The sequence below is a fragment of the Gemmatimonas sp. genome (assembly GCF_027531815.1).
Lineage (GTDB): Bacteria > Gemmatimonadota > Gemmatimonadetes > Gemmatimonadales > Gemmatimonadaceae > Gemmatimonas.
Genome location: NZ_JAPZSK010000017.1, coordinates 80,665 through 105,340, shown reverse-complemented (window position 1 = coordinate 105,340; position 24,676 = coordinate 80,665). Strand labels below are relative to the sequence as shown.

General features: G+C 68.3%; 25 protein-coding genes. 3 read left to right on the top strand and 22 right to left on the bottom strand.

Annotated features, from left to right (window positions below; translation table 11 throughout):
• Nucleotides 1-23 precede the first annotated feature (23 nt).
• From mug to O9271_RS17280, 10 genes are all read right to left on the bottom strand, one after another.
• On the bottom strand, nucleotides 24-614 hold the full coding sequence (gene mug / locus O9271_RS17325) for a G/U mismatch-specific DNA glycosylase (RefSeq protein ID WP_298272506.1): 591 nt from the start codon (nucleotides 612-614) through the stop codon (nucleotides 24-26).
• Nucleotides 614-3,361, bottom strand: coding sequence for a DNA mismatch repair protein MutS (mutS, locus tag O9271_RS17320; RefSeq protein ID WP_298272504.1), 2,748 nt, complete (start codon nucleotides 3,359-3,361; stop codon nucleotides 614-616). Before mutS ends, mug begins: the two co-directional genes overlap by 1 nt.
• The gene (locus tag O9271_RS17315) at nucleotides 3,358-4,326 is read right to left on the bottom strand and encodes an SPOR domain-containing protein (RefSeq protein ID WP_298272501.1); all 969 of its coding nucleotides are present in this window, start codon (nucleotides 4,324-4,326) and stop codon (nucleotides 3,358-3,360) included. The genes mutS and O9271_RS17315 overlap by 4 nt, the downstream gene beginning before the upstream one ends.
• 21 nt (nucleotides 4,327-4,347) lie before the next feature.
• Nucleotides 4,348-5,469: a DNA polymerase III subunit delta gene (holA, locus tag O9271_RS17310; RefSeq protein ID WP_298272499.1), complete on the bottom strand. Its 1,122-nt coding sequence runs from the start codon at nucleotides 5,467-5,469 to the stop codon at nucleotides 4,348-4,350.
• 37 nt (nucleotides 5,470-5,506) lie between these two features.
• A complete protein-coding gene (locus O9271_RS17305) occupies nucleotides 5,507-6,070 on the bottom strand; it encodes a hypothetical protein (RefSeq protein ID WP_298272497.1) in 564 nt (187 codons plus the stop codon).
• A 298-nt stretch (nucleotides 6,071-6,368) separates the two neighbouring features.
• Nucleotides 6,369-7,013, bottom strand: coding sequence for a sigma-70 family RNA polymerase sigma factor (locus O9271_RS17300; RefSeq protein WP_298272495.1), 645 nt, complete (start codon nucleotides 7,011-7,013; stop codon nucleotides 6,369-6,371).
• Nucleotides 7,014-7,304: 291 nt separating this feature from the next.
• Nucleotides 7,305-7,850: an NUDIX hydrolase gene (locus O9271_RS17295; RefSeq protein WP_298272493.1), complete on the bottom strand. Its 546-nt coding sequence runs from the start codon at nucleotides 7,848-7,850 to the stop codon at nucleotides 7,305-7,307.
• On the bottom strand, nucleotides 7,847-8,611 hold the full coding sequence (locus O9271_RS17290) for an SET domain-containing protein-lysine N-methyltransferase (RefSeq protein ID WP_298272491.1): 765 nt from the start codon (nucleotides 8,609-8,611) through the stop codon (nucleotides 7,847-7,849). Before O9271_RS17290 ends, O9271_RS17295 begins: the two co-directional genes overlap by 4 nt.
• Nucleotides 8,612-8,670: 59 nt before the next feature.
• On the bottom strand, nucleotides 8,671-10,074 hold the full coding sequence (locus O9271_RS17285) for a pitrilysin family protein (RefSeq protein ID WP_298272489.1): 1,404 nt from the start codon (nucleotides 10,072-10,074) through the stop codon (nucleotides 8,671-8,673).
• On the bottom strand, nucleotides 10,071-11,381 hold the full coding sequence (locus O9271_RS17280; protein ID WP_298272486.1) for a pitrilysin family protein: 1,311 nt from the start codon (nucleotides 11,379-11,381) through the stop codon (nucleotides 10,071-10,073). Before O9271_RS17280 ends, O9271_RS17285 begins: the two co-directional genes overlap by 4 nt.
• A gap of 126 nt (nucleotides 11,382-11,507) precedes the next feature.
• Between O9271_RS17280 and O9271_RS17275 the strand changes: the two genes are divergently transcribed.
• Nucleotides 11,508-13,349, top strand: a complete 1,842-nt coding sequence (locus tag O9271_RS17275) for a leishmanolysin-related zinc metalloendopeptidase (protein ID WP_298272484.1) — start codon at nucleotides 11,508-11,510, stop codon at nucleotides 13,347-13,349.
• Here the strand turns inward: O9271_RS17275 and O9271_RS17270 are convergent, their stop codons facing one another.
• From O9271_RS17270 to O9271_RS17215, 12 genes are all read right to left on the bottom strand, one after another.
• Nucleotides 13,350-14,048 (bottom strand): YdcF family protein, encoded by a 699-nt coding sequence (locus tag O9271_RS17270; protein ID WP_298272481.1) that lies wholly within the window; start codon nucleotides 14,046-14,048, stop codon nucleotides 13,350-13,352. It abuts the gene before it with no gap.
• Between the two features lie 70 nt (nucleotides 14,049-14,118).
• Nucleotides 14,119-15,534 (bottom strand): MBL fold metallo-hydrolase, encoded by a 1,416-nt coding sequence (locus tag O9271_RS17265; protein ID WP_298272479.1) that lies wholly within the window; start codon nucleotides 15,532-15,534, stop codon nucleotides 14,119-14,121.
• Nucleotides 15,535-16,609: 1,075 nt separating this feature from the next.
• Nucleotides 16,610-17,845: an ABC transporter permease gene (locus O9271_RS17260; RefSeq protein ID WP_298272478.1), complete on the bottom strand. Its 1,236-nt coding sequence runs from the start codon at nucleotides 17,843-17,845 to the stop codon at nucleotides 16,610-16,612.
• Complete coding sequence (locus O9271_RS17255; RefSeq protein ID WP_298272477.1) at nucleotides 17,846-19,048, bottom strand: ABC transporter permease; 1,203 nt, start codon at nucleotides 19,046-19,048, stop codon at nucleotides 17,846-17,848.
• The gene (locus tag O9271_RS17250; protein WP_298272475.1) at nucleotides 19,045-19,728 is read right to left on the bottom strand and encodes a hypothetical protein; all 684 of its coding nucleotides are present in this window, start codon (nucleotides 19,726-19,728) and stop codon (nucleotides 19,045-19,047) included. Before O9271_RS17250 ends, O9271_RS17255 begins: the two co-directional genes overlap by 4 nt.
• Nucleotides 19,725-20,441, bottom strand: coding sequence for an ATP-binding cassette domain-containing protein (locus O9271_RS17245; protein WP_298272473.1), 717 nt, complete (start codon nucleotides 20,439-20,441; stop codon nucleotides 19,725-19,727). Before O9271_RS17245 ends, O9271_RS17250 begins: the two co-directional genes overlap by 4 nt.
• A 41-nt stretch (nucleotides 20,442-20,482) precedes the next feature.
• Nucleotides 20,483-21,046 carry a hypothetical protein gene (locus O9271_RS17240; protein WP_298272471.1) on the bottom strand — a complete coding sequence of 188 codons (564 nt, stop codon included), beginning with the start codon at nucleotides 21,044-21,046 and terminating at the stop codon, nucleotides 20,483-20,485.
• Between the two features lie 74 nt (nucleotides 21,047-21,120).
• Nucleotides 21,121-21,621 carry a hypothetical protein gene (locus O9271_RS17235; RefSeq protein WP_298272468.1) on the bottom strand — a complete coding sequence of 167 codons (501 nt, stop codon included), beginning with the start codon at nucleotides 21,619-21,621 and terminating at the stop codon, nucleotides 21,121-21,123.
• Between the two features lie 13 nt (nucleotides 21,622-21,634).
• Entirely contained in the window at nucleotides 21,635-22,045 is a 411-nt protein-coding gene (locus tag O9271_RS17230) for a hypothetical protein (protein WP_298272466.1), read from the bottom strand.
• 5 nt (nucleotides 22,046-22,050) lie between these two features.
• Entirely contained in the window at nucleotides 22,051-22,362 is a 312-nt protein-coding gene (locus tag O9271_RS17225) for a hypothetical protein (RefSeq protein ID WP_298272464.1), read from the bottom strand.
• 66 nt (nucleotides 22,363-22,428) lie between these two features.
• Complete coding sequence (locus O9271_RS17220) at nucleotides 22,429-23,049, bottom strand: cysteine peptidase family C39 domain-containing protein (RefSeq protein ID WP_298272462.1); 621 nt, start codon at nucleotides 23,047-23,049, stop codon at nucleotides 22,429-22,431.
• A gap of 162 nt (nucleotides 23,050-23,211) precedes the next feature.
• Nucleotides 23,212-23,598, bottom strand: a complete 387-nt coding sequence (locus O9271_RS17215; protein ID WP_298272460.1) for a metalloregulator ArsR/SmtB family transcription factor — start codon at nucleotides 23,596-23,598, stop codon at nucleotides 23,212-23,214.
• A gap of 123 nt (nucleotides 23,599-23,721) precedes the next feature.
• Between O9271_RS17215 and O9271_RS17210 the strand changes: the two genes are divergently transcribed.
• Nucleotides 23,722-23,952, top strand: coding sequence for a hypothetical protein (locus O9271_RS17210; protein WP_298272457.1), 231 nt, complete (start codon nucleotides 23,722-23,724; stop codon nucleotides 23,950-23,952).
• Nucleotides 23,953-23,979: 27 nt separating this feature from the next.
• Nucleotides 23,980-24,606 carry a PRC-barrel domain-containing protein gene (locus O9271_RS17205; RefSeq protein WP_298272455.1) on the top strand — a complete coding sequence of 209 codons (627 nt, stop codon included), beginning with the start codon at nucleotides 23,980-23,982 and terminating at the stop codon, nucleotides 24,604-24,606.
• The last annotated feature ends 70 nt before the right edge of the window (nucleotides 24,607-24,676 follow it).

Genomic DNA, 24,676 nt, shown 5'->3' with positions numbered 1-24,676 from the left:
GTCATGAGGGGGGCCGAAACGGGTCAGCGGTCGCGCGCCGCAGGGGATTCCACCCAGAGGCGCAGCGCACGCAACATCGCGATGAGATCCGAAAGCTGATGATTGGCGTTGAGCCCGCTCGGGCTCGGAAGGGCCCACAGCCGACTGCCTTCGAGCGGCTCCGGCTGCAAACCCAGCTGCGCCTTGGGGCGGCCGAATGCCGTACGGTACGCGCCGATCCCCAGGAAGGCCACCACACGCGGTGTGCAGCGGCGGACGAGGTGCGCCAGACGGGCGCCGCCGGCCACGTACTCCTCGGGGCGAAGCTCCGACGCTGCAGCCGTGGTGCGCGGGACCATGTTGGTGATGCCATACCCCAGCGGCAGCAGCTCGTGCTCCTCCCACGGCTTGAACAGCCGCGGCGTGAAACCCGCGCCGTGCAGCGCCGGCCAGAACCGGTTGCCGGGGCGACCGAAGTGGTGCCCGATGGCGGCGGTGTACAGCCCCGGATTGATACCGCAGAAGAGCACGGTGAGGTTGGGCGCCACCAGGTCGGGGACGACCTTGTGCACCGCCGCGGCCAGCTCGGCCTTGGACGGCTTGGGTGGCGCCGCCGCCGTCACCGCCCTGCTCATTATGGCGCCGCCGCGCCCTTCTTGAGCGCCGCCAGCGTGGTGAGCGCCTCGAGCGGGGTCATGCTGTCGGTGTCGAGCGCCGTCACCGCCGCCTTGAGGCGCGTGGCGGCCGCATCCACCGGCGTCACCGGTTCGGCGAAGAAGCCCAGCTGGTCGGCGTGCAGCTGATGCTTGAGGCGAGGCCCGCGGCGCCGGGTGCTCGCCGGCGCCTGCATGCCGTCGGCCGTCAGGCGCGCGGCCATCTGCTCTCCTTCACCTTCCAACAGCGCGAGGACTTCCTTGGCGCGTGTGATCACCGGGGCCGGGAGCCCGGCCAGCCTCCCTACCTCGATGCCGTAGCTGCGATCGGCGCCACCCGGAATGAGGCGGTGCAGGAACAGCACCTGATCGCCGACCTCCCGCACGGCCACCGTGAAGTTGCGCACCCCCCCCAGCTCGTTCGCGAGCTGCGTGAGCTCGTGATAGTGCGTGGCGAACACCGTCTTGCAGCCGATCGCGTCGTGCAGATGTTCGCTCACGCTCCACGCGATGCTTACGCCATCGTACGTGCTTGTGCCGCGTCCGATCTCGTCGAGCAGCACCAGCGAGTGCTTCGTGGCCGTGTGCAGAATCGCGCTCGTTTCGCTCATCTCCACCATGAAGGTGGACTGCCCGCGCACCAAATTGTCGCTTGCCCCCACGCGCGTGAACAGCCGGTCCACGATGGGCAGGCGCGCCTTGCGCGCGGGCACGTAGGCGCCCACCTGCGCCAACAGCTGGATGAGGCCGATCTGGCGCAGGATGGTGCTCTTGCCGGCCATGTTGGGGCCGGTGAGCACGATCAGCTGCGCCTCCTCCGTGAGGGCGAGATCGTTGGGGATGAACTTCTCGCGCGCCATCATGCGCTCCACCACAGGATGCCGACCGGCCGTGATTTCGAGATCGAAGCCGTCGTGCAGCTCGGGGCGCACGTACTGCTCGCGCTCCGCCACGTCGGCGAAGCTGGCCAGCACATCGATCGTCGCCACCCGCCGCGCCACCGCCTGCCAACGCATGATCGCGGCCCCGGCGTCGCGGCGCAGCGCCTCGAACAGGTCGCGCTCACGCGCCTCGATCCGTTCGGCGGCGCTCAACACCTTTTCCTCGTACTCCTTGAGCGCCGGCGTGACGTACCGCTCGGCACCGGTGAGCGTCTGACGCCGCTGGTAGTCGTCGGGCACCAGGTGCCGGTTGGCGTTCGAGATCTCAAGGAAGTAGCCGAAGACCTTGTTGTAGCCCACCTTGAGGCTGCTGATGCCGGTGCGGGCGCGCTCCTGCTGCTGAATCGTGGCAATGGCATCCTTGCCGCCATCACGCAACGCGCGCAGCTCGTCGAGCGCCGCGTCCACCCCCGGCGCAATGGTGTCCTCATCGCCGATCAGGAGCGGCGGACGGGCCACCAGCATGCGCGTAAGCTGCGCAGCACAGTCCGCGCCATCGTCCCAGTCGTGCAGCATGCGGGCCAGCACGCCGCCATTCGCGCCACCCTGATTGGCGTGCGCCAGCACCGCGTGCACCGCGGCGGCCACCTGCGGCAACCGCGCCAGCGAGTCACCCAGCGCCCGCAGTTCGCGCGGCGTGGCGCGCCCCGCCGCGGCCTTGCTGGCCAATCGCTCCACATCGCGCACGCCGTCGAGCGCATCGCGCAGGGTGGCGCGCCCCACCGGGTCGCGGACCAGCACCATCACGGCGTCGAGGCGCGCTTCAATGGCATCCCGTTCGAGCAGCGGGGCCAGCAGCCACTGCCGCAGCTGACGCTGCCCCATGGGGGTGGTCGTGCGATCGAGCACGCTCAGCAACGTGCCCGCCACCTCACCGCCGCGCAGCGATTCCACCAGCTCGAGATTGCGCCGCGTCATCTCGTCAAGCGGCATCACGCCGCCGGGACGCTCCACCACCGGCCGCGCCAGATGCGGTAATCCGCCGGGCTGTAACTCCCGCAGGTAGCGCAGGAGCGCGCCGGCCGCTCCCACGACCGCCGCATCCTCGACGCCAAGTCCGAACCCTTCGAGGCTGCCGATCGCGTACTGCCGCATGAGCTCGTCGGTGGCGAGTTGGGCGTCGAACTCCCACCCTTCGCGCTCCGTGACGAGGGCGCCCTCCACGACCCGCAGCGCGCCGTCGAGCTCCGCGTGGGCCACGTTGCGCACCAGCAGCAGTTCGCGCGGCGCCAGCCGCGCCAGTACGGCCGAGGCATCGGCCGCCGTCACCAGAAACAGGCGCAGCTCGCCGGTGGAGAGATCCGCCGCGGCCACGCCAATCTGCTCGCGCGCCCGCTCGCCGTCGCGTCCACCCTGCTTGCCCACGGTGTCGCGCCCCATGGCCACCGCACACACGTAGTTGGCGCGGGCGCCATCCAGCAGGTCGTCAGCAAAGACGGCGCCCGGCGTGATCGTTTCGATCACTTCGCGCTTCACGATGCCCTTGGCGAGCTTCGGGTCCTCCACCTGCTCGCAGATCGCCACGCGATGCCCCTGCTGCACCAGCCGCCGCAGGTACTCGGCCGCCGCCTTCACCGGGATCCCCGCCAGCGGCACCTCGGCGGCCCCGCCATTGTTGCGCGAGGTCAGCGTCAGCCCGATGGCGCGTGACGCCACCTCGGCGTCGTCGTAGAACATCTCGTAGAAGTCGCCCATGCGGAAAAACAGGATCGCGTCCTGATGCCGCGCCTTGATCTCCCGGTACTGCTGCATGAGCGGCGTGGCACTGCCGCTGCCACCACTGGTCACTTCACGAGCTCCGCCACGAAGCCGTTGAACCCCGCGCGCTTGAAGCGCGCCAGTGCGGCGGTCGCTTCGGCGCGCGTGGCGAAATAGCCGCTCCGCACGCGAAACGGCTTGCGTTCGCCGTCCACCCGGGCATCGATCTGCCGCGCCCCCAGCTGGCGCACGCTCGCCTCGGCTTCCGGGCGCGTATCGAAAGCCGCCAGCTGCACACTGTAGCGGGCGTTCGCGGGCACCGACGACGCGGCCGGAGCTGCGGCCGGTGCTACTGCCGCGGCCGACCCTACCGGCGCGGGCGCGGACGAGGTGGTAGCGGTAGCGGTAGCCGCGGACGCCGCCGCGTTGCCCGTTTCGGCTTGCGCGCGCGCAATGAGCTTGCGGTCGACGGTGGCGCACGGCCGCCCCATCTCTTCGGCCTGCAGGCGCAGCTCACCGTCGGGCACGCCGGTGGCGGCCGCCTCGGCAAGCGCGACACAGGCACGTGGCAGGTCGCGCTGCGCCACCCAGCTCTTGGCAATCCACAGCTGACTGCGCGCCTTGGCCGGACCCGCCGGGTACTCGCGCACCACGCGCGCGAAATACGTGCGCGCGTCCGCCGGGTGCCCGCGCAGCATCTCCAGTTCGCCCAGGCGCAACAGGGCGTCGGTCGCGCGCGGCGCGAGCGGGGCGTCAATGACGAGGCGCTTCCAATCGCGCTCGGCGTCGCTCACCCGTTCGGCGAGCGTAGCGCGCCAGAAGAGCGCCTCCGCCAGATCGTTGCTGCCACTGGGCGCCGCGGTCACCAGCGAGTCGAGCAGCGCGCGCGCATCCGCCCCGTCGCCGTTGTCCACGGCGGCGCGGGCCCGCGCCACCGCCCGGTCCATGGCGGGCGAGATCGCCGACGCCGGCAACGGCGCCGGTGACTGGGCCGGCAGCATGCCGGGGGCGAAGACGGCCAGCAAGATCGCCGTCAGCGTGAACCGCTGCGTCATGGATGTCCTCATCATTCCTCGTTACGCGGCCCGTCGCGACCGTGTGGCGCAGAGCGCCAACACGAGCGACGTAAGCAGCTGCTCTTCGTTCGACACCCGCGTGTCCTTGAGTGCCGTATCCGCCTCCAGCAACAGGGCCAGCGCGCGGGCGCAGGCCTCGGCGCTCCAGCCATCGGTGGCCTTGGTCCATGCCGACGCGGCTTCTCCCCACGGACGTCCGGGGTAGCCGCCCGTATCCTTGAGAAAGGCGAAGTATTCCTGCGGCAGCCGCGGCGTGGGCACGCCCGCATCGCGGCGCGCGCGACCGAAGCTCAACGCAAAAGCCTGGGTGCCCAGCATCATCACCACTTGTACGGCGGACATCTTGGGCTGACTGAGCACGTGCGGGACCAAGGCCACCGCCGCCTGGGCGTCGTGGCGCGCCACGGCATCCAGCAGGTCGGTGACCGTCTCCCCCCGACGCACGCCCACCACCGCCGCCACGGCCTCCACCCCGATCATCGCGCGGGTCGCGCTGCCACTGGGCACCCCCGCCTCGTGAAGACCCAGCTCGTAGCTCGCGCACTTGTCGAGCTCCGCCGCCAGCAGATGCAGGTCGTTGCCCACCGCCTGCTGCAGCAGCTGCGCCGCATCATCGGCGATGTCGACCTGCAGCACCGTCGTGGCGTGATGCGTGATCCAGCGGCGCACCCGTTCCGGCGTGAGCGGCGCGAATTCGAGCGGGACGCTGGCGTGCAGCAGCGCGCCATCGGCCTTGGTGCCGGCGGGGGAGACGAGCAGCAGTAGCGTGTCGCCGGCGGGGCGTTCGAGATATCGGTCGAGCTGGGCCCGCGCCGCTTTCTTGAGTCCGGTGACGTCGCGCAGCACCACGGCACGCCGTTCCGCCAGCATGGGTGGCGTGGTGAGCAGGCTGGCCACGCTCTCCGCGTCGAGGTCGCTGCCGCGTCGCTGCTCCAGGTTGAAGTCGCGCGTCGACGGGTCGATGGCCGCCTGCAGCAGATCGTGCAGGGCGCCGTCTTTCAGGTAGTCATCGTCGCCATGCAGATAGTACACGGGCGCGAACTGCCGCGACTGCACCGCCGCCTGCACCACACGCAGCGGAGAGCTTTCCTTCGGGGGCGTCGCGGATGACTTCGGGGGCATCCGCAAAAAATAACAGGGACCCTGTGGTCCCTGTGTCTCAGCGCAGTTCGGCGAAGCGGTATTCGGCGTTGATGAAACCAACCGGCGCATCTTCCACGATCATCGCCGCCGGCCACACCGGGTTGCCGGTGGACATCGCCTGGAGCAGCGCGGGCGTGAGGTACGGAGCCGACGCCACAGGAACCGGTGGCATGGCCAGGACCGGTTGCATGGCCAGCGTGGGCGCGCGATTCTCGCGCAGCGCCTGCAGCGCCAGGGCGCCAATCACGACACTGGCAGCCATGGCCAGGGCGGTGCGTGATGGGGAAACCAGTCGGCCATTGGGGAGCGCCACCGCGCGCTGTTCGCGTACCGAGCTCGCGTTGGCCTCCCGCTCAGCCCGACACTCGGCCAGTCGCGCCTGCAGCCGCGACTGGAACTGGGCGCTGGGCTCGAGCATGGGCATGCTGCGCGCCACCATGAGGGAGCGTCGAACCAGGGTGTCGTGTGCCGCGCAGCGGTCGCAGGCCAGAACATGGCCCTGCGCCTGCGCCATCAGGTCACCCGGCAGCGTATCGTCGAGATACGCGAGGTGGTGTGTGCGGAAAAGCTTGCAGTCCATCGGAATGAGGCGGAAACCTGCGGAGAGTGCGTGCAGGCGAAGGTACCCAGCGGGACCGGAGCGGTTCCGGGGGGATCCCCGACCCCGCGCCGGTCTCGGCCACGGTCACGCAGGAAATACGACCGCGGAGCGGACAGCGCAATTGGCCTCGCGGGTGGTTGCAGGGCAGGAGGCAGGAGGCAGGAGGCAGGGGGAATGCGGAAAAGGGGCCGGCGCAACGCGCCGGCCCCCACCTCTATCCCTGCTCCCTTCTCCCTGCCCCCTCCCTTGTCACGAGAGGGGCGCATAGCGCCCCTACCTACCTCACCAACGGCGCGATGATATCCGCAAAGGCCGTTCGCGCGCGGTTCAGCCGCGACTTCACCGTACCCAGATTCACGCCAGTGATGTCGGCGATCTCCTCATAGCTCTTCCCCTCGAGCTCGCGCAGCACGAACACCTCACGGTGGTGAGCCGGAAGCTGCCCCACCGTCTGCTCCACCATGTCGCGCAGGTGACGCTTCCGGAACAGGTCGTCGGGACGCGAGGTCACGTCCTCGAACTGCAACGGCCGCTCCTCGTCCTCGAACTTCGCCTTGATGGTTTGGAACAGAACCAACGGATTGCGCGACCGGTTGCGCAGCTCGTTCTTCGCCAGGTTGGACGCAATGGTGTAGATCCAGGTGCTGAACTTCTTCGATCGGTCGAAACGACCGATATGGCGATACACCCGGATGAACACTTCCTGCACCAGGTCCTCGGCGCGATCGCGGTCGCCGATGGTGCGATACACGAAGTTCAGCAGACGGCCCTGATAGCGGTCGACAAGCTCCTCGAACGCCCGCTCCTCTCCGCCGAGGAACGCCGACACCACGTCCCCGTCCTCGAGCGTGCGCAGGTGCTCCCGCACCGGCACGGCGGGGGTGGAGTGCGATGTCAGTTTCGTACGAGCCAGATCGGCCATGGGTCGAGCCCTCCTGCCATTGGGCAGAGCGCCAGCGGTGACGCGCGAGAGACAACGCGCGGTGCGGTAACCAGACCGCCGGACGACCCGGCAGATCATGTTGGCGCACACCAGGGGATATCGCACGGGGCATGCCGCGGGGAACCTTCTGGAACATTCTCCCGCAAACCGTTGCATAACAACGATTTACTGTTCTGCTCCCCGCATCACCGCTGTACCCCCTGTCCGCTCGAGCGTCCCTTTCCGGAGATTCCTGTCCAGAAAAGTGGACGCCACCCGCGACATTTGTGCTCAGCTGAGACGAAAGCCTGCCGCATACAGTAGGGCCAGTGCCGTTTTGGCGTCCTGGATCTCCCCCCGCTCGATCATGGAGAGGGCGTGCGACAACCGGGTCGGCACCAGCTCCATGAACTCGTCGGCCTCGCGATGCGCCTCACCGGGCACGAGCCCCGTCGCCACGAAGAGATGGATCTTCTCATCCGTGAAGCCGGGAGTCGTGTACATGGTGAACAGCTGTTCGACACACGTTGCCGTGTACCCGGTTTCCTCCTGCAGCTCTCGCCGAGCGCAGTCGGCTGGGCTTTCCCCGGGGTCGAGCCGTCCCGCCGGGATCTCGTACAGAAACTGCTCGGCGGCATATCGGTACTGCCGAATGAGCAGCACCTCCGGGTCGTCTCCGGAATCACCGAGCAGCGGCACCACCGCGCTGGCGCCCGGGTGGCGAATCATCTCCAGTGTGCCAACCGACCCATCGGGAAAGCGCACCTCGTCGAGATCGACCGAGATGATGCGGCCATGATAGACGCGCGTCCCGCCTACCTTGCCGGGTTCGCTCACCGGCGCTTTCTCGTGGCGTGCCGTTCGGCGACGTGCGGGTGCAGCACATGATGATCGGCCGCCTGCGTGGCCGTCCGCTTGCGCACCGGCTTCCTGGGCTTCTTCACGTCGTTCCCCGCCAACCACTCGCGCGCCGTCTTCCTGAGATAAACCGGCACCCGCAGAATCGTGCCGCGACACTTCTTCGAACCGCAGCGGCAGGCGTAATACCGGATGTCCTCCGGCTCGTATTCGTCCTGCCAGTCGAAGCGGTAGTCGTACGTGAGCTCGGTTTCGGGGGCGATGGCCTTGATGGCCTTGATGTAAATGTGCCCCCGCTCGATCTCCGTCTCGCAGTTCGGATCACAGGAGTGATTGATGAACCGCGCGTCGTTCCCGCCAAAGCGGGCGTCGAGCACCGTGTTCTCGTCCAGCACGAAGAGGAACGTGTGATGCCGCCCCTCGTTGTCGTCGTAGCGACGGTCGGCTTCCTCGTGGGTGATGCGCTGTCCCCAGTACTCGTCCACGATCTGTCCCTTGCGAATGGGCTTGATCGCGAACGCGCCGCGTCCCTGAATGCGCGAGCGCCGCACTTCGTACAGCTCCGACTTGGGTGGCTTCGCCGGCGTGGCCTTCCTGACCGCCTTCCTGGCCGCCTTCCTGGCCACCTTCCTGGCCACCTTCTTGGCCACCTTCTTGGCCGGCGGCGCTGTCGGTGTCGTGGCCACCTTCCGGGTGACCGTGCTGGGCGAAGCGGGCGGAGACTTCCGAGCTGGCGTCACGAGAGGGGAACGTGGGGGCGAAGGAACGAGCAAGCAACCGGTGAACGACGCACGATCGGTCAGACCGCGTCCACGCGATCGTCGTCGAGCGGATCATACACCGTGATGGGACCCAACCCCAGTGCAGCAACCGGCTCGCGGATGGCGTTGGCATCGCCCACCACCACCACCTGCAGCCGCGAGGGGTCCAGATGCGTGCGGGCCACGCGCAGCACGTCATCGGCCGTCACCGCCGCCACGCGCTCGCGATAGGTATCGAAGTAATTGCTGGGCAGGCGGAAGATCTCCACGTTCGCCATCCCCCCGGCCACCTCGGCCGTGGTTTCGAAGCGAATGGGAAACACCCCCACGAGATACGACACGGCTAGCGACAGCTCCGCTTCACTCACCGGTGTTTCCCGGATGCGTGTGAACTCGGCCATGATCTCGCGCAGCGCGTCGGCGGTCACCGCCGTCTCCACTGCCGTGCTGATCTCGAAGGGGCTCGCGGCGCGGCGCCAGTCGAACGCGCTGTGCGCGCCATACGTGTAGGCGTGCTGCTCGCGCAGGTTCAGGTTGAGCCGCGAGGAGAAGAGCCCGCCCAGAATGGCGTTCATCACCACCACCGGGAAGTAATCCGGATGGAAGCGCGGAATCGCCACATGGCCTACCCGCACCTCGCTCTGGGGGGCATCCGCCTTGTGCACGAGATGCACGCGGGCGTCGAGGTGCCGCTGGGCCGCGGGCGGTTCGGTGACCGGGGGCGCCGTACCCGCCCAGTCGCCGAAGTGCGTACTGGCGATGCGCACCGCCGTCTCCACATCGATGTCCCCCACCAGCATGAGCGCCGTGGCATCGGGACGATAGTACGTCTCGTGGTACGACACGACCGCGTCGCGCGTGAGTCGCTCGATGCTGCGTTCGTCGCCACCGGCCAGCCGGGCAAAGCGTGACGCCCGCTCATACAGCAATCGCGAGAAGAACACATCACTCAGCCCACGCGGCTCCGTGCGCAGTTGCGCCAGATCCGCGCGGCGTTCGGCCCGCAACCGTTCCAGCTCGTGTTCGGGAAACGCCGGGTAGCGCAGCACTTCCGACAGCACCGCCAGCGCATCCTCCACGCGTGAGGAGAGCGCGGTCAGCTGCACGATGGCCGAGTCCCAGTCGGCCCCGGTGTCGAGGGTTGTCCCCAGCATCTCGAGGCGCGTCGTGAGCTCGAGGGCGTTCATGTTGCGCGTCCCCTCGCTCAACCCGCGCGTGACCAGCTGCGCCAGCCCCTCGTGGTCGCGCGGGTCACGCGTGGCACCGGCCTCCACGACCGCCAGGGTCGTCACCACCGGATACGCCGGCACCGACGCCACCATGACCCGCAAACCGTTGGAGAGGATGCGCGTCACGAAGTGCGGAAAGCGGTACGGGCGCGGCGCCCCGGCGCTGGGGCGCGGCGGCGCCGCCGGCATGGAGACCAACTCGGTCGTGCTCATGCCATCGCCTCGGCCAATACCGCCGCCGCTTCGGCCGGCGGCTCCTCGGCGGGCACGTACACCAGGAGCACCCGGTTGTCGGCGCCCAGTCGCTCGCGGGCCAGACGTGACACATCGGCCGCCGTCGTGGCCGCGTACCGAGCCACCTGCGTGTTGATCAGCGTGGGATCACCGAAGTACGTCGTGAAGCGTGACAGCTGGTCTGCGCGCTCGGCCGCCGACTGCATGCTCATGACAAAACTCGTCTCGATGAGCGCCCGCGCCCGCGTCACCTCATCCTCCGTGACCCCCTGCGCGACCATGGCATCGAGTTCCGCCAGCACGGCCACCTCCAGCTGCTCCGCGCTCACACCGGCGTGCGCGGTGGCGTCGATCACCAGCAGGTCACTGCCCTTGGCCAGATCGTAGGTGAAGGCACTTGCCTGGGAGGCGATGCGCTGGCGCCGTACGAGGGACTGCTCGAGGCGGCAGCCGGTGCGCATCCCCAGCACGGCGCTGGCCAGACTGGCCGCATAGTAGCCATCGGTACCGAACACCGGTGTGCGGCACGCCACAAAGAGGCGCGGCAACGCCACGGCGTCGGGTATCACCTCCCGCCGCGTGTTCCCCATGGTGGGTGGCACGGTCATGTCCCGCAACGGCGGCCGTGGGGCCCCGCGCGGGATTTCCCCGAAGTACGACGTGATCAGACGCACCGTTTCAGTGCGGTCGAAGTCGCCGGCCACGGTGAGAACCGCGTTGTCGGGGGTGTAATACGTGCGGAAGAAATCGGCGACGTCGTCGAGTGAGGCGTCGCTGAGATGTTCCATCGAGCCGATCAGGGAGTGGTTGAACGGATGCTCCTCCGGGAACGCCAACGCCGGCAGCCGCTCCCACCAGGTTCCGTACGGCTGGTTGTCCACCGACCAGCGCCGTTCGTTCTTCACCACGTCCCGTTGCGTGTCCAGCTTGTGCTGCGTCATCGCGGGGAGCATGCGCCCCATGCGATCGGCTTCCAGCCACAGCGCCAGCGCCAGCTGGTGCGACGGCAACGTTTCGTAATAGTTGGTGCGGTCGAGCCACGTGGAACCGTTCAGGGTCCCGCCGGCACGCTGCACCAACTCGAAGTGTTCATTGGCCTCGACGTTCGCCGACCCCTGAAAGAGCATGTGCTCGAACAGGTGCGCGAAGCCGGTGCGATCGAGTCGTTCGTTCGCGGAGCCGACATGGTACCACAGATTCACCGCCACGATGGGGGCCGTATGGTCCTCGGAGAGCACCACGTGCAGGCCATTCGGGAGGTGGTAGCTCTCGACGGGGATGTGCATGGGTCAATATTCGGGCGTGTACCAGCAACTCGAAACCCCGCGATCATGCTTTCGCGTTCACTGTCGGTATTCATGACACGGTCACGCACTGAGCCATTCCCCGGATCTTCCCGCGGCGCTTCGTTTATGTCCACTCAGTCCTATTGCGTTCGCGCGGTCCTCGCTGTCGGTGCGCTCTTCCTCGTGGCGTGCGGTGACGACCCGCAGGTTCCCACCGCGGCCGTCCCGGTGGAAACCCCGGCGTTCACGGCACGGGTGAGTACGGCCGTGCCCACCGCGCCGTCAGTGAGAGTGACCGATCAGCAAGGGAAGCACATTCGCGGGCTTCTCGTGCGCTGGCGCGTCTCCAGCGGCGGTGGTCGGGTCACGAACGATTCCTCCCGTACCGACGCGGCGGGTGTGGCGGTATCCGGTGGCTGGCTGCTGGGCACCGTCGCCGGAACGCAGACGCTCACCGCGACCGTAGAAGGGCTTCCCCCCACGGTGTTCACCGCGACGGCGCTGCCGGGCCCGTTGGCCACCGTGGCCCTCGCCACCGTGGACAATCAGGTGGCGACCGTGAATACCGACGTCCCTGCCGCGCCGGCGGTGCGCGCCGAAGATCAGTTCGGCAACGTGATTGCCGGACTGCCCGTCACCTTTGCCGTCATCGAAGGCAATGGCACCGTGGTCGGCCCGTCGCAGACCACCAATGCACAGGGCATCGCCGCCGCCACGGCGTGGCGGCTGGGGACACTTGCCGGGGTGCAGCGTGTCCAGGCGACCGTGACTGACCAGCAGCAGGGACGCGCCGCCACCGCCGTGGTCAACGCCCTGGCACAGGCCGGCGCCGCGGCCGACCTCATCCGGATCGCCGGCGACAATCAGGTCGGCTCCTTCGGCAATGCCGTGCCGGTACCGCCGGGGGTGCGAGTCGTTGACATCTTCGGCAACGGCGTGGGCAACGTCCCGGTCACCTTCACTCCCGGGCCGGCCTCCGGCACCGTGGCCTCGGCACAACAGACCTCCGACCCCGCCAACGGCACCGCCTTCGTGGGCGCGTGGATTCTCGGCCCCACCGAACCGCGGCAGACGCTCGTGGCCAGCAGCCCCGCGCTCCCGGGACGCGCGGTGAGCTTCACCGCCACCGTGAGCACGTCACAGTTCGACATCGACGTGCGCTTCATCGGCACTGTGAACAATCCCGTTGTCCGCCAGGCGTTTCTCACCGCCGCGGCCAAGTGGCGCACCATCATCGTGGGCAACCTGCACGACACTCGCGTCGTCGAGGGGGCGGGGGAGTGCGCCTCCTGGATCCCCGCCGTCAACGAAGTCATCAACGATGTGGTGATCTACGCCCGTGTCGCCCCCATCGACGGCGCGGGAGACTCCACCGGAAACATTCTCGGTCAAGCAGGGCCCTGCGCCGTGAACACGCGCACGTGGCTCACCACGTACGGGCTCATGGAGTTCGACGAGTTCGACCTCAATGCGCTCGTGGCCGAGGGGCTGCTCACCGATGTGATCGTGCACGAGATGGGGCATGTGCTGGGGATCGGTACCCTCTGGGATGTGCAGCGCGCGCTGCTGGTGGGAGAGGGCGGTAACGACCCGTACTTCCAGGGGGCGGGTGCCCGTACGCAGTTCACGCGGCTCAACCGGGCTGTATACTCGGGCACGCCGGTCCCTGTCGAGAACAGCGGCGGTATCGGCACCCGTGATTCGCATTGGCGCGAGAGCATTCTGCGCAACGAACTCATGACCGGGTTTCTCAATCGCAGCAGCAATCCGCTGAGTGCGCTCTCCGTGGGCTCGCTGCAGGATCTCGGCTACACCGTCAACCTCACGGCCGCCGAAGGCTTCTCGTTCGCGGCGGCCCTCTACCGCTTCCCGGTGGAGCAGACCAGCCGCCGGTTGCACAACGACGTGAAGCGGCTCCCGCTCAAGGGCTTCGACGAACGGGGGCGCGTCACCCGACTGCGGCAGTGATCAGCGCGACGCCGACGGGTCGATGGTGCGCCCGCTCAGCTTGAGCCAGAGCATGAGCACCAAGTCCGTGGGCAATGCCACCGACTCGCGCAGCATGTACTCGAGCACGGCGCGGTTGGCGGAAATGGGGCTGGTGCGGGTGGGCGACGGAAGCGGGGTGAGCCCGTGCAGCCGGGCCAGGATTTCCAACCGCAGCATGTGAAATGGATCGCTCACCAGGATCACGCGCGGCGGAGGCGCCGCTGTCGCGACCGGCGAGGGGCCGGCCAGGGAATCGCGCCGGTGCACCAGCAGCTGCGCGGCACCCTGGATGGAAGCCAGCGACGTACGGCCAGCAGACTCCAGCAGCATCGCTTCATTGGGGATACCGCGACGCACGAGATAGCGACGCCCGGCGGCTGCCTCACTGATCAGATCACCTGGCCGGCGGCCGCCGGTCAGCACCACCTGCGGCGCCCGCTTCGTGCTGTAGAGACTGAAGGCGTGATCCAGCCGCGACTTGAGCACCGGTGACGGACGCCCCCCGTACTGCGCGGCCCCCAGCACCACGATCGCATCGGCGGTGCCTGCCGAGGAGCGACGCGACCATCCGGCAATGCACAGCAACGCCACGAACCACCCAGCTCCCAGCACGATGAGCGCGCGGGTGGCGAAGCGCACGAAGCGCGGGCGAGGGATCTTCGGAGCCTGACGGACCATAGACTCCGCCAAACTACGCCATGACGCTGTCGGGCGGCACCTTCACCGCCACGACATTTTGGTCACGCGATCACGGCGCGATCGCGACCGTGGTGCCGGCAGAGGGAACCTCCACGTGGAAGTCGTCGGCACGCAGTCGCTCGGCGAATGCGTCCTGTGCCTCCGCTTCGCCATGGACCAGATACACGACTGGACGCGCCCGCCCCTCCTTTCGTCCGTGTTCCCGCACACTCTGCAACCAGTGGTGCAGCTCCCCACGGTCTCCGTGCGCGCTGTAGCCCAGCAGCACCTCCACCGTTGCCGCCAGCGGGACCTCCTCACCGAAGATGCGCAGCACCGGCCGCCGCTCCACGATGCGACGCCCCAACGTATGCTCCGCCATGAACCCCACCACGAGAATGGTGTTGCGCGGATCGCTGGCCCCGTAGCGCAGGTGGTGCAGGATGCGCCCCGACTCGGCCATCCCCGAGGCGGCGATGACGATCATGGGACCATGCATGCTGTTCAGTTTCTTCGACTCACTCACGTCGCGCGTGAACTTCACCATGGGGAAGTCGAAGAGGTTGGGCGCACGGCGTACCAGCTCCTCGTTGTGATCGTACGCTTCCGGGTGCATGGCGAACACCGCGGTGGCATCCGTGGCCAGCGGTGAGTCGATGAAGATGGGAATATCCGGAATCTGCCCGCCGCGACGCAGCGCGTGGAGGTCGTAGACCAGCTCCTGCGTGCGTCCCACGGCGAAGGCGGGGATAAGCACCCGCCCGCCACGGGCGGCGGTGTCCCGCACCACCCGCGCCAGCTGCGCCCGCGCGCCGTCGACCGACTCGTGATCGCGATTGCCGTAGGTACTTTCGCAGATGATAACGTCGGCGCCCACTTGCGGGGGCTCAGGATCACGAATGATGGCCAGCCCATTGCGCCCGATGTCGCCGGAGAACACGACCCGCCGCAACGCGTCGCCCTCACGCAGTTCCACCACGACCGACGCGCTCCCCAGAATGTGCCCCGCTTCGGTGAACATGGCCCGCACGCCGTCGGTGACCTCGAACCACTTCTTGTACGGCATGCCGATCATGCTCTCGACGGTCCGGGTCGCATCCTCCACCCGGTAGAGCGGTTCGATGAACTCGTCGCGGTGCTTCGCCAGATACTCGGCGTCCTTCTCCTGGATATGCGCCGAGTCGGCGAGCATGATCGCGCACAGGTCGCGCGTGGCGGCGGTGGCCCAGATGGTGCCCTTGTAGCCCTGTGCGACCAGGTACGGCAGACGGCCGGCGTGGTCGATGTGCGCGTGGCTCAGCACGATGGCGTCGATCTCGTCGACCGGTACCGGCAGCTTCGTGTTCTTGGCGCGTGACTCGCTGCGCCTGCCCTGGAAGAGGCCGCAGTCGAGCAGCACCGTGCGCTGTGTGCGGCCGCTGCCCACCCGCAGGATGTGGCAGGAGCCGGTGACTTCGCGGGCCGCACCGGAGAATTCGATGTGCATGGTCAGAGTCGGATCGGGGACAGCAAAGCCGAGATCATCACGAGGGCGTCAGATGGGGCTACTCTGAACTGCATTCGTGTGATCGACTTGGCAAGCAATGGGGCGCGATTGGGTGGTACGCCGGTCTGTTCGGTGCGTTCTCGGAACTCAATGTGATCCAGAAAGTGCATCACGACCTCCGGATTGGTCGACCAGCTGGTCATGACCAGCCACCGATTCTCATCCCCGCCGCTGAGGTTGGCTCACCATTTCTTCGCAGCGAGTCCCGCAGGTTCGTCGTGTCGAGGCACAGGTCAGCGACGAGCCGCTTGAGCCGAGGACACACCGTCGTCCGCTTTGCTAAGCGATCAACCAAGCGCAGCACGTCAATGATCTGCTCGTCCGTGAACCGCGATCTCCGCATGTGTCCTCCCGCTTCCCGGGGTCGGACTCACAGAACATCCGGACCTCAGGACGGGGGGAACACCGCGGTGGTCCCCAGCCGCGGCCTCCCGGGTGATCGACATCAACCGGAACAGGTGATCGACATCAGCCGAAATGCGCAACCAGACGCGGAAAGATAGGAGAACCACGCGCACGCTCCGCTGAACGCGAGCGCGATGATCCCCGTAAGGATCGCGCGCCTTCCCAGAATGGGGATAAACAGTCCAAGCAGGGGCCACGGCCCCATTCTCCGGTAGAGTATCCCTTCGAGTCCTCGATACGCCAACCAGATAGCTGCGACCAGGAAGATGAACGCACTTCCGCCATACAGCTCTTCCGGTGTCCTCGGCCAGCCAACCCCCACAACCACCTCCGAAGTTCACGACCTGGTTGAAAGCCGCAGTCCTGTCCTTCCCTGCGCAAGGAAAGGTAAGGACATCGCCAGCTCAGCGAGAGCGATGGATTGATTCAGGGATATGCTGGAGTGACCAGACGTTTCTCGAAAGTCGGAGCATGCGATGTGCATGGTCATGACCTGGTTGGGGACTCCAGCAATGTGCGCTTCCGACGCACACCCGTCACTATCGCCGCCGTATGCCGGCGCAATAGCAACCTGATGCGTCACGTCGCATGTCGTCCCAGCCAGAGTTGTCTACAGCAAGGCGGCCGGGGGCTGACGGGCAAGCCGTGCGAAGAGCAGGGTGCTGACGATCACTGCCACCGAGAGTGCCGGGGCCGCTCCCCGGAGCAGTGAGGTCACGACGGTAGCCGGCGAGAGTACCGCGAAGTCGAACCACCAGGGGAGCAGCTGCATGGCCGGCGCGGCCAGAAGCCAGCCCGCTCCGGCGCCGACGCTCCCGAGCACCCCACCGATGAGCGCGCCCTGGGTCACCACGAGCAGGCGCGTCGCCCCCAACGCGCGCAGAATGCCCACATCGCGGCGATGCGCGCGCGCAATGGAGGCACTCAGCGCTGCCACCGCCACCACCGACGCCAGCGCCAACACGAACGACAGTGCGCGCGCGCCATAGCGCAGTGCGTCCTCGAGCTTCGCGACATCACCCAGCCGCTCCTGTGCCGTGGACGCCGTGACGCTGGCGAAGCGGCGAGGCGACTGGTGGCGGAGGCGCAGCAACCCGGCGCGTGCCGTCACCGCCTCGCCGTGGTCGCTCCCCCGTGCAAGCAAACTGTATGCGCCTGCCGCCGGGCCCGTCAGATCGCGGAACACCGACGGTGGCACAACGAAGACGTGATCGAGATCGATGGGTGCCACGGGTCCCGACCGCACGACACCGATGATGCCGATGGTGACCGAGCCCAGGCGCACGCGAGCGGGGGGACGGCCGCCGAAGAGTGAGTCGACCAGTGTGCGCCCGATGACACCGACGCGACGGGCGCTGCGTTCCTCGTGGGCCGACCACACGCGGCCGCTCACCGCGCGGCTGGATTGCAGCCCGAAGAGCGCCCTGCCGGTGCCCACCAGACCGACACGTTGGCGGCTGGTCGGGCGGTGCAGCAGCGCCGACCCCTCACGGACCAACGCGTGCGACGACACCGGAAGCGTGGCGGCCAGCGTGCGCAGTGTCCGTACGCCGCGCAGCACCGGTGCGGCGCCGCGCTCGGTACAGCGGCGCACGGAGAGCGGGCAGGGGGCGGCGGCGGTTGCGGGCTGCAGTTGCAGGACATCGCCAACGTCCTGCGCCAAGTCGCGCCGCAAGGCAGCCGACACCCCCGTTACGCCCGCATGCACCAGGGCGGTGATCGCCGTGGTGGCCGCCAGTGAGAGCAGTGCCACGGCCACGAGCCATGGTTGCCGACGGGTGGCGCGTACGAGATCGGTGGCCTGCCACAGGTGCAGCAGCTGCTCGGCCGAGCCCACCATGCGCATTCAGGGATTCCCGCCTTCCAGCGCCGCAATGGATGCCGCGCGCAGCGCGCTCACGCCGGGAAGCAACATCCCCAGCGTGGTCATGAGCAGCGCGATGCCCGCCCCCTGCGCAGCTGCCCGCCACAGCGCCACCGCACCCGCCTCGAGCAGGCCTGCCAACCACAGTCCCGCCGTCGCCAGCGCCACCCCCACCACACTCACGATCATCGCTTCCACGGCAAGCTGGCCCATCAGCGTGCTGCGACTGGCACCCACGGCTCTGCGCACGCCGAACTCGTCAATGCGGGCCGCGCTCTCGAGCGCCTGCACGCTGAAGATGCCGGCTCCCGCCAGTACCATGACCACCAGCGGTACCACCATGAGCCAGCGCGAGAAGCGATCAACGAGCCCACGCACCAGGGTGCCGAAGCGGTCGAGGCGGCGAACGCGCCATGGTGGCGCGTCGGTGGGGCGCAACTGCAGATCACGGCGCAACGCGGCGCCCACTTCGGCAAGCGCACGCGTGAGCGCCAGTGTATCGCGCGCCACCACACGCCACTGCCGCGTGCCGCCTCGGCACAGGCGATCGAAGGGCGCTCGCCACGGCACGAGCAGCGCACCGTTTTCCTCGCGGTGCTGCGACAGGAGCGGCCGTGCAGGCAGCGTTCCGATCACGGCCCACGCACCCGCGGTTGTTTCCATCGTGATCGCGCGCTCGTTGCCGCGACGGCGTGGCGCCAAATCGACACCGGCGAGTATGGCCCCGTGGCTCGTGCCGAGGGTTGGTTGCTCGTGCCATGCCAGGCGCGCCCCGCTGCTCCACCAGCTGACTGCCGCTGGTGTCTGACCCGGAGGGACACAGCGCACGGGTACAGTGCGGCGCGGAATCGCGATGCCACCGACACTACTCACCACCACCGTGGTCACGGCAGATTGCTCGAGCTGGGGGTGCAACCTGGCCCATGACGAGAGCGCGGCCGGGCATTTGGGACAGGCAGTCACCTCGAGCTGAGCAGCCGGGGAATTGCCACCATCGGCGAGCTGCTGCACCAGCTGGCCAAGCGACAGGAACGCCCGATCGGCGCCCACCACGCACGCCACGCTGGTGACCACCAGCGCGATGCTCGTGGCGGTGCCCGTGGTAGACGTCGCCAGCGCGGACACGCCCAGCTGCCAGCAGATGCGCCACGTGCCCAGCGGTGTCTCCGTGCGGGTGCGCATCATGCCTGCGGTGGATCACCCACGTAGCTGGTCATGTAGTGTCCAATGCGATGGCAGGAGCGCCAGAAGACGACGCCCACCACTCCCCACAAGATGACCGAGAGTCCCGGAACGAAATACGGGCTCCGCACGACCGCCGAGAACAGCGTTGGCGTCAGCTCGGCTACCTTGCCCACGGCGAAGAGCACCAGCAGCACCGTGCTCATGGTGGCGATCAGGTAGGCACCGGCACCGGCGGGGGGTTTGCTGAGCTGCACGGCCAGCATGGCTAGCGTGACGCTCACGATGAAGGCGAACGTGGTGACCGCGATGGCCGGTGCAGCGACGGCGGGGAGTCCCAAGGGCAAAACCAGCGTGGCTGCCGTGACCGCCACAACCAGTGGAGTGGCCAGCAGTGCCGCGAGCACCAGCCAGGCCCGCACATGCTCGGCGGCGCTGACCGGCAGACTGGCCAGAAAGGCGAGCGAGCCGTCGGCCTTGGACTTGGCCACGGCGCTGCCGACGCCGAATGGCAGGAACGCGCACAGCATGATGACGTTGGCGAGGATGTCTTCGGCGCGATATCCCGACTTGTGTGCGAACAGCAGGCAGAGCGGCCCCACGGCCAGCGTGACCGCCAGCAGGCTGGCGCGGGCGCGTCGCCAGTGGATGGCCATGAGCGACTGCCAGGCGGGACGCGTCATGCCACCTCCGGGGTGCTACGCCGTGGCGTATCGGTGAGCAGCGCCGTGAGGGCCGCCACGTCCAACTGCGCCATCGCCGCACCGTCGTGGCTGTGCACCATCCCGTCGCGCAGGACGAGCAGTCGAGTGGGGTCGATCTCGTGCAGCTCGTCGAGCAGATGGGTAGCGTAGACGACGATCGCGTTGGGGAACGCGTGGATGGTTCGGCGCAGCTCGCGCAGCAGGTCGGTGCGGGCGATGGGATCGAGGCCAGCGGTTGGCTCGTCGAGCAGCAGGACGTCGGCCTGTCGCCCCCATGCGGTCGCGAGGTTGAGCTTCACGGTATTGCCGCGCGACAGCGTGCCGGTGGTGGCCCCCACATCGAGCGCGAGTTCATGCGCGAGGGCCAGTGCGCGGTCGGTGTTCCAGCCCTCGTACATCTGCGCCATGAAGCGGAAGTGTTCCTGGACAGAGTGCCAGGGCAGCGCCTGCAAGGCAGCGCCCACATACGCGACATCTCGGCGCAGTGTGAGTTGACGATCGTCACCGCCGGGAACGGCGGACACGGTCCCGTGGTCGGGCTGTCGCAGCCCGGCCATGAGTGCCAGCAGGGTGCTCTTGCCGGTGCCGTTGCGGCCCAGCAGGGCGACCCGATCACCTGGCTGCAGGGTGAGGGTGACTGGACCGAGGGTGAAACGCGGGTACTGTGCGACGGCGCGGTCGACAACCAGCATGGTGGCAGTGGTGAGGGGAGCGGGGAGGGGCAACGGGACGTTCAGCGCTGCAGCAGGGGCAGCAGTACCAGCAGCAGTGACGCGGCGAGAGCGGCGGGTACGGCGACGGTATCGCTGCGGTCATGGCGTGTGCGGAGCTGTCGCCAGAGCACGAGTGTGAAGGCCAGCCATGGCAGGTTGATGAGGCGAGCCGCGATCAGCGCGCTGCCATCGAGCTGCGGCAGGAGGGCATCGAGGCCGAGGGCGATATGCGCCTGATTCCATCCGCGCTGCGGATCGAGCAGGATGGCGACGCCATCGACGAGCGCTGACAGCTCGAGCAGGGGAATCCACAACACGATGGTGGCGGCGATGGTACGGAGTGGCAGCGGTTCGTTGAGTGCGCCGGCCACCAGCCACACGGTGATTGCGGCCCCGGCTGCTCGCGCGGCGACGATGAGTGGCGCCGCGAAGACGCTGAGCTTGGCGAGGGGGAGCAGCGTCTCGACCTGTCCGGTGAGATCGAACGGTGCGGACCGTTGCATGGCCAGGAGCATCATGCACGCGATGCTGACCGTGAGGCTGACGGCGACGAGATAGGCGGGAAGCAGTCGCGGTGCGGACACACTCGATGCCACCGCCTCGCGGCGCCGGCCGGCGGGTCGTGTGGTTCGCGAGCGGCGGTGACTGAGTGGAGGGGTCATGGTCGGGCTGGTGGGATCGGGGCGAGGTGAGCGAGCACCTGATGCACCCCGAGCGAGGTGGTTGCTCCGGGCGCGCTGCCGGCCGGGTTGGTGGTGACGGCAGCGGGGGTAACGCCGATGCGTTGGGGGAGCTGCGTGACCTGCTGCAGCGTGCTGGCTGTTGCGTAGCGGAGGGAGTCGAGCGTTGGCCATGAGCGATCGGTGAGGATCACGAGTGGCGGCAGGGTGGCATGGTGGGCCACGCGGCGAAGGAGCACGCGCACCACCGTGTGTGAGGCGGGGCAGTTGGCGGCGACGACGAGCCGAGTGGTCGGTATGGCGGCGCCCATTGGCTGCGGCAGCGCGGTGATGGCGGAGGCCACGCGTGCCGCGAGGATCGCCTCGGACTGCTGGCGCGCCGGTGCGCTGGCATCGCCGCGGGCTGGCCGAGCCAGGAGCGTACCCAGGGTGAGGGCAGTGGCTCCCAGCACGGCGACGGAGGTGGGTCGGGAGATCACCTCAGCCCTCGTGTCATTTCATGAGGTCGTCGAGCACCGACCGGCAGGCGATCACGCAGGTACCGGAGAAGGTGCCGTACGCGGCCGGATTCGCGAGGATCACCGGCAGCATGGTGAACCCGCCGGCGAACAGGGCGTAGGCACCGAGTCCGACGCAGGCGGCGCAGTACACCTGGGTCCATCCGCCGCCGTATTCACTGGCGATGGGTGAGGCGACGGGCGCCGCGTTCACTGCTGTGTCGGCGGTGACGGGCAGTGCGGCGGTGATCGCGGCGCCGGTCAGGGCCGTGGTGGGCAGGGCCGTGGTGGCGGCGACCGGTGCCATTGGCGGCATGTCCGGCGAACCGATGGCACGCAGCGGCGTGGCGATGATGAGGGCGGCGGTCGCGAGCCCCCAGGCGAGGTGCATGAGTGTCTGTCGCATGGTGGTTATTCCTCGTTGAAGTAGGCGACGCAGGCGGCGGCGCAGGTGACGACGCTTCCGCCCAAGGCGACGGCTTTGGCGCCGCCGACCATGAGGGTGACGTACAGGCCGCCGAAGCCGGCGGTGGCCAGCCCGACGACACCGGCCCCGACGCAGCCGAGGCAGGTGAGCCCGGGTCCGCCGCCGCCGATTTCGGTTGCGGCGGGCGTGTTCGGCACGGTGGCGGGGACGGGCCCGGCGCCGTTGGCGGGCGGTGCTGCGCCGAGGGCGAAGGCCACGGCGAGCGCCAAGACGGATGTGGTATGTCGAAGCAACATGGATTCTCCGTTGCGTGGGTGATGATGATGGCGGCCGTCGCGCGGGAGGCGCCGGCGCGCCGAGTGTCAGTTGTCCCCTGTGGACAACTGCACGCCGTTGCCGGTCCAGCGCGCCGCGAAGTGCGGCCGCGGTTCCTGGACCAGGCCAATGAGCGGATCGAAGTACTCCACCGTTGCCGGCGACTGCTGCAGGAGCAGCACGTAGTGTCCCGGGTGGACGAGGGCGATGGCCGGGGGGTGGAGCGGGGTGCGTGCCCGTTGCACGCGGGCGGGCCAGCCGAGTTGGCGGAGGGTGCGGGCGAGTGCTTCGAGCGCCACCCCCCGCGGACCGAGCTCGAGCTGGCGGGCGAGGGTGTGCGGTGCGGGGAGCGCGGGCACGGGGTGCGTGGCCCGGCGGTGGAGCCGAGCGACGATGGTCAACGCGCAGTCGTTATGCGCGCGCTGCAATTCGTGGGGGGGGAGCGCCGTCACGGCAGCGCCGCCGAGGCGCAGGTGGAGGCGGCGGACGAGCCGTGTGGTGCGCAGCGGATCGACGGCGGCACGTGCCGCCGCAGGTGCCGCCGCGGGTGTCGTGCCCGTTGCCGGCGCCGCCACGAGCGGTGCCGCGAGCGCCGTGAACAGGAGCAGCAGCGCGGCCGCCTGAAGCAGGCGCCGAGCGCCTGCGCCACCGACCTGAAGCTTGTGCATGCGAGACGCCCCCGTGGCGAGAGAAGCCGTCGACCCGGGCGGGCCGACCGACGCGCCGCATCAGGCGGGTCGCGTGGGGCACAACTTGCGGGTGGCCGTGAGCGGCCTGTCATCTCATGCGGAGCGAAGAGCGCACTGTCGGCCGAATGATCGGCCCTTTGGCTACCCGCCGTTCCGAGAGCGCGGTGTTTCGGCAAGCACCCGGGCACACATCAGGTCGCACAGCTTCGCCACCTGGCGGTCGGCAATCGCGTAGTGCACGAACAGCCCGTGCTTGCGCCGGCGTACGAACCCGAGCGTGTGCAGCAGCTGCAGGTGCTTGGAGACATTGGCCTGGCTGAGCTGTGTGGACAGGACCAGCTCGTTCACGGTGTGCTCCCGCGTCATGAGCGCGCGCAGGAGCTGCAGTCGGGCCGGTTCCGCGAGTGCCTTGAAGCGTTCGGCCAGCAAAGGAATGATTTCATCAGGTAGTGCAAGCCGACCCATCACATCCTCGGCGTGATTCACATTGGCCGCCTCAAGGCGGTACAGCCGGCCACTGTTGGCCATGGCGCAATTTACCCTCGCGGTGCCGCCAACGGGCAGGGTGGCGTGGACCGGGAATTGCCGACCCGGTATCGAGGTACACGAGCTCCGCATCGATCACCACGATGACCACCACGAGGCCCCGCGATGGCAGAAATCAACATTCAGCGAAAGGAACGCTCCGTCTGGCCATGGCTGCTCGCCGGCCTGCTGCTCGTCGGCGTGCTCTGGTTCCTTTTCGCGCGGAAACCCGCCGCCGATGTGACCACGGCGACGGACACCAACCGTATGGCGATCGACAGCGGTGCCGCGGCCGGGACGCTTGCGCCACCGGAGGGCGGCACGCGCACCGGCGTGTCGCGTGATTCACAACCATGACCGCGGTGACGCCGCAGGAGTATGTCCATGCAGCCCGATCGGTTTGATGACGTGGCGGGACGCGACGCGTCGTTGCACGGCGACGGGCGCAATGGGACTCCCCGCCTCGTGCACCTCGACGAGATGAGCGACCTGCAGGTTGCCGATGGCGATCCCGACATCCGGGGGTGGGATGTGCGCACCGCCGATGGCGAGAAGGTCGGCACGGTGAAGGATCTGGTGGTGGACACCGGGCTGATGAAGGTGCGCTACATCGAGGCGCGTCTCAACAAGGAAGCCTTGAACACTTCCGCCGACCGACACGTGCTCATCCCCATCGGATCGGCGCGGCTCGACGACGACGAAGATGACGTGGTGCTGAGCTCGTCGATCGTCGACCCCCGCACGCTCCCGCCATATGATCGTCACTCGCTGTCGCGCGAGTACGAAGTGTCGTTGCGGGAACGCTTCCCGCAAGCCGATGGCACGAATCCCGCGACATCATCGTCCGCGTCAGGGTTGGCGGATGGGCACGGCGACGAGGAGGCGTTCTATCGCGATGGTCTGTACGACGACCAGCGCTTCTTCGGTGAACGGCGGCGTGGTCGGGAACGCTCGAACTACATCGGCGCGAACAGCAATGGCGTGATCCCGCGCCGCCACGAGGCGTTCTAGCGTACACGACTGCACGGTACGCGCGCAGGACCGCACCTTCGGGTGCGCACGAGCGGCGGTATGTCCGGTG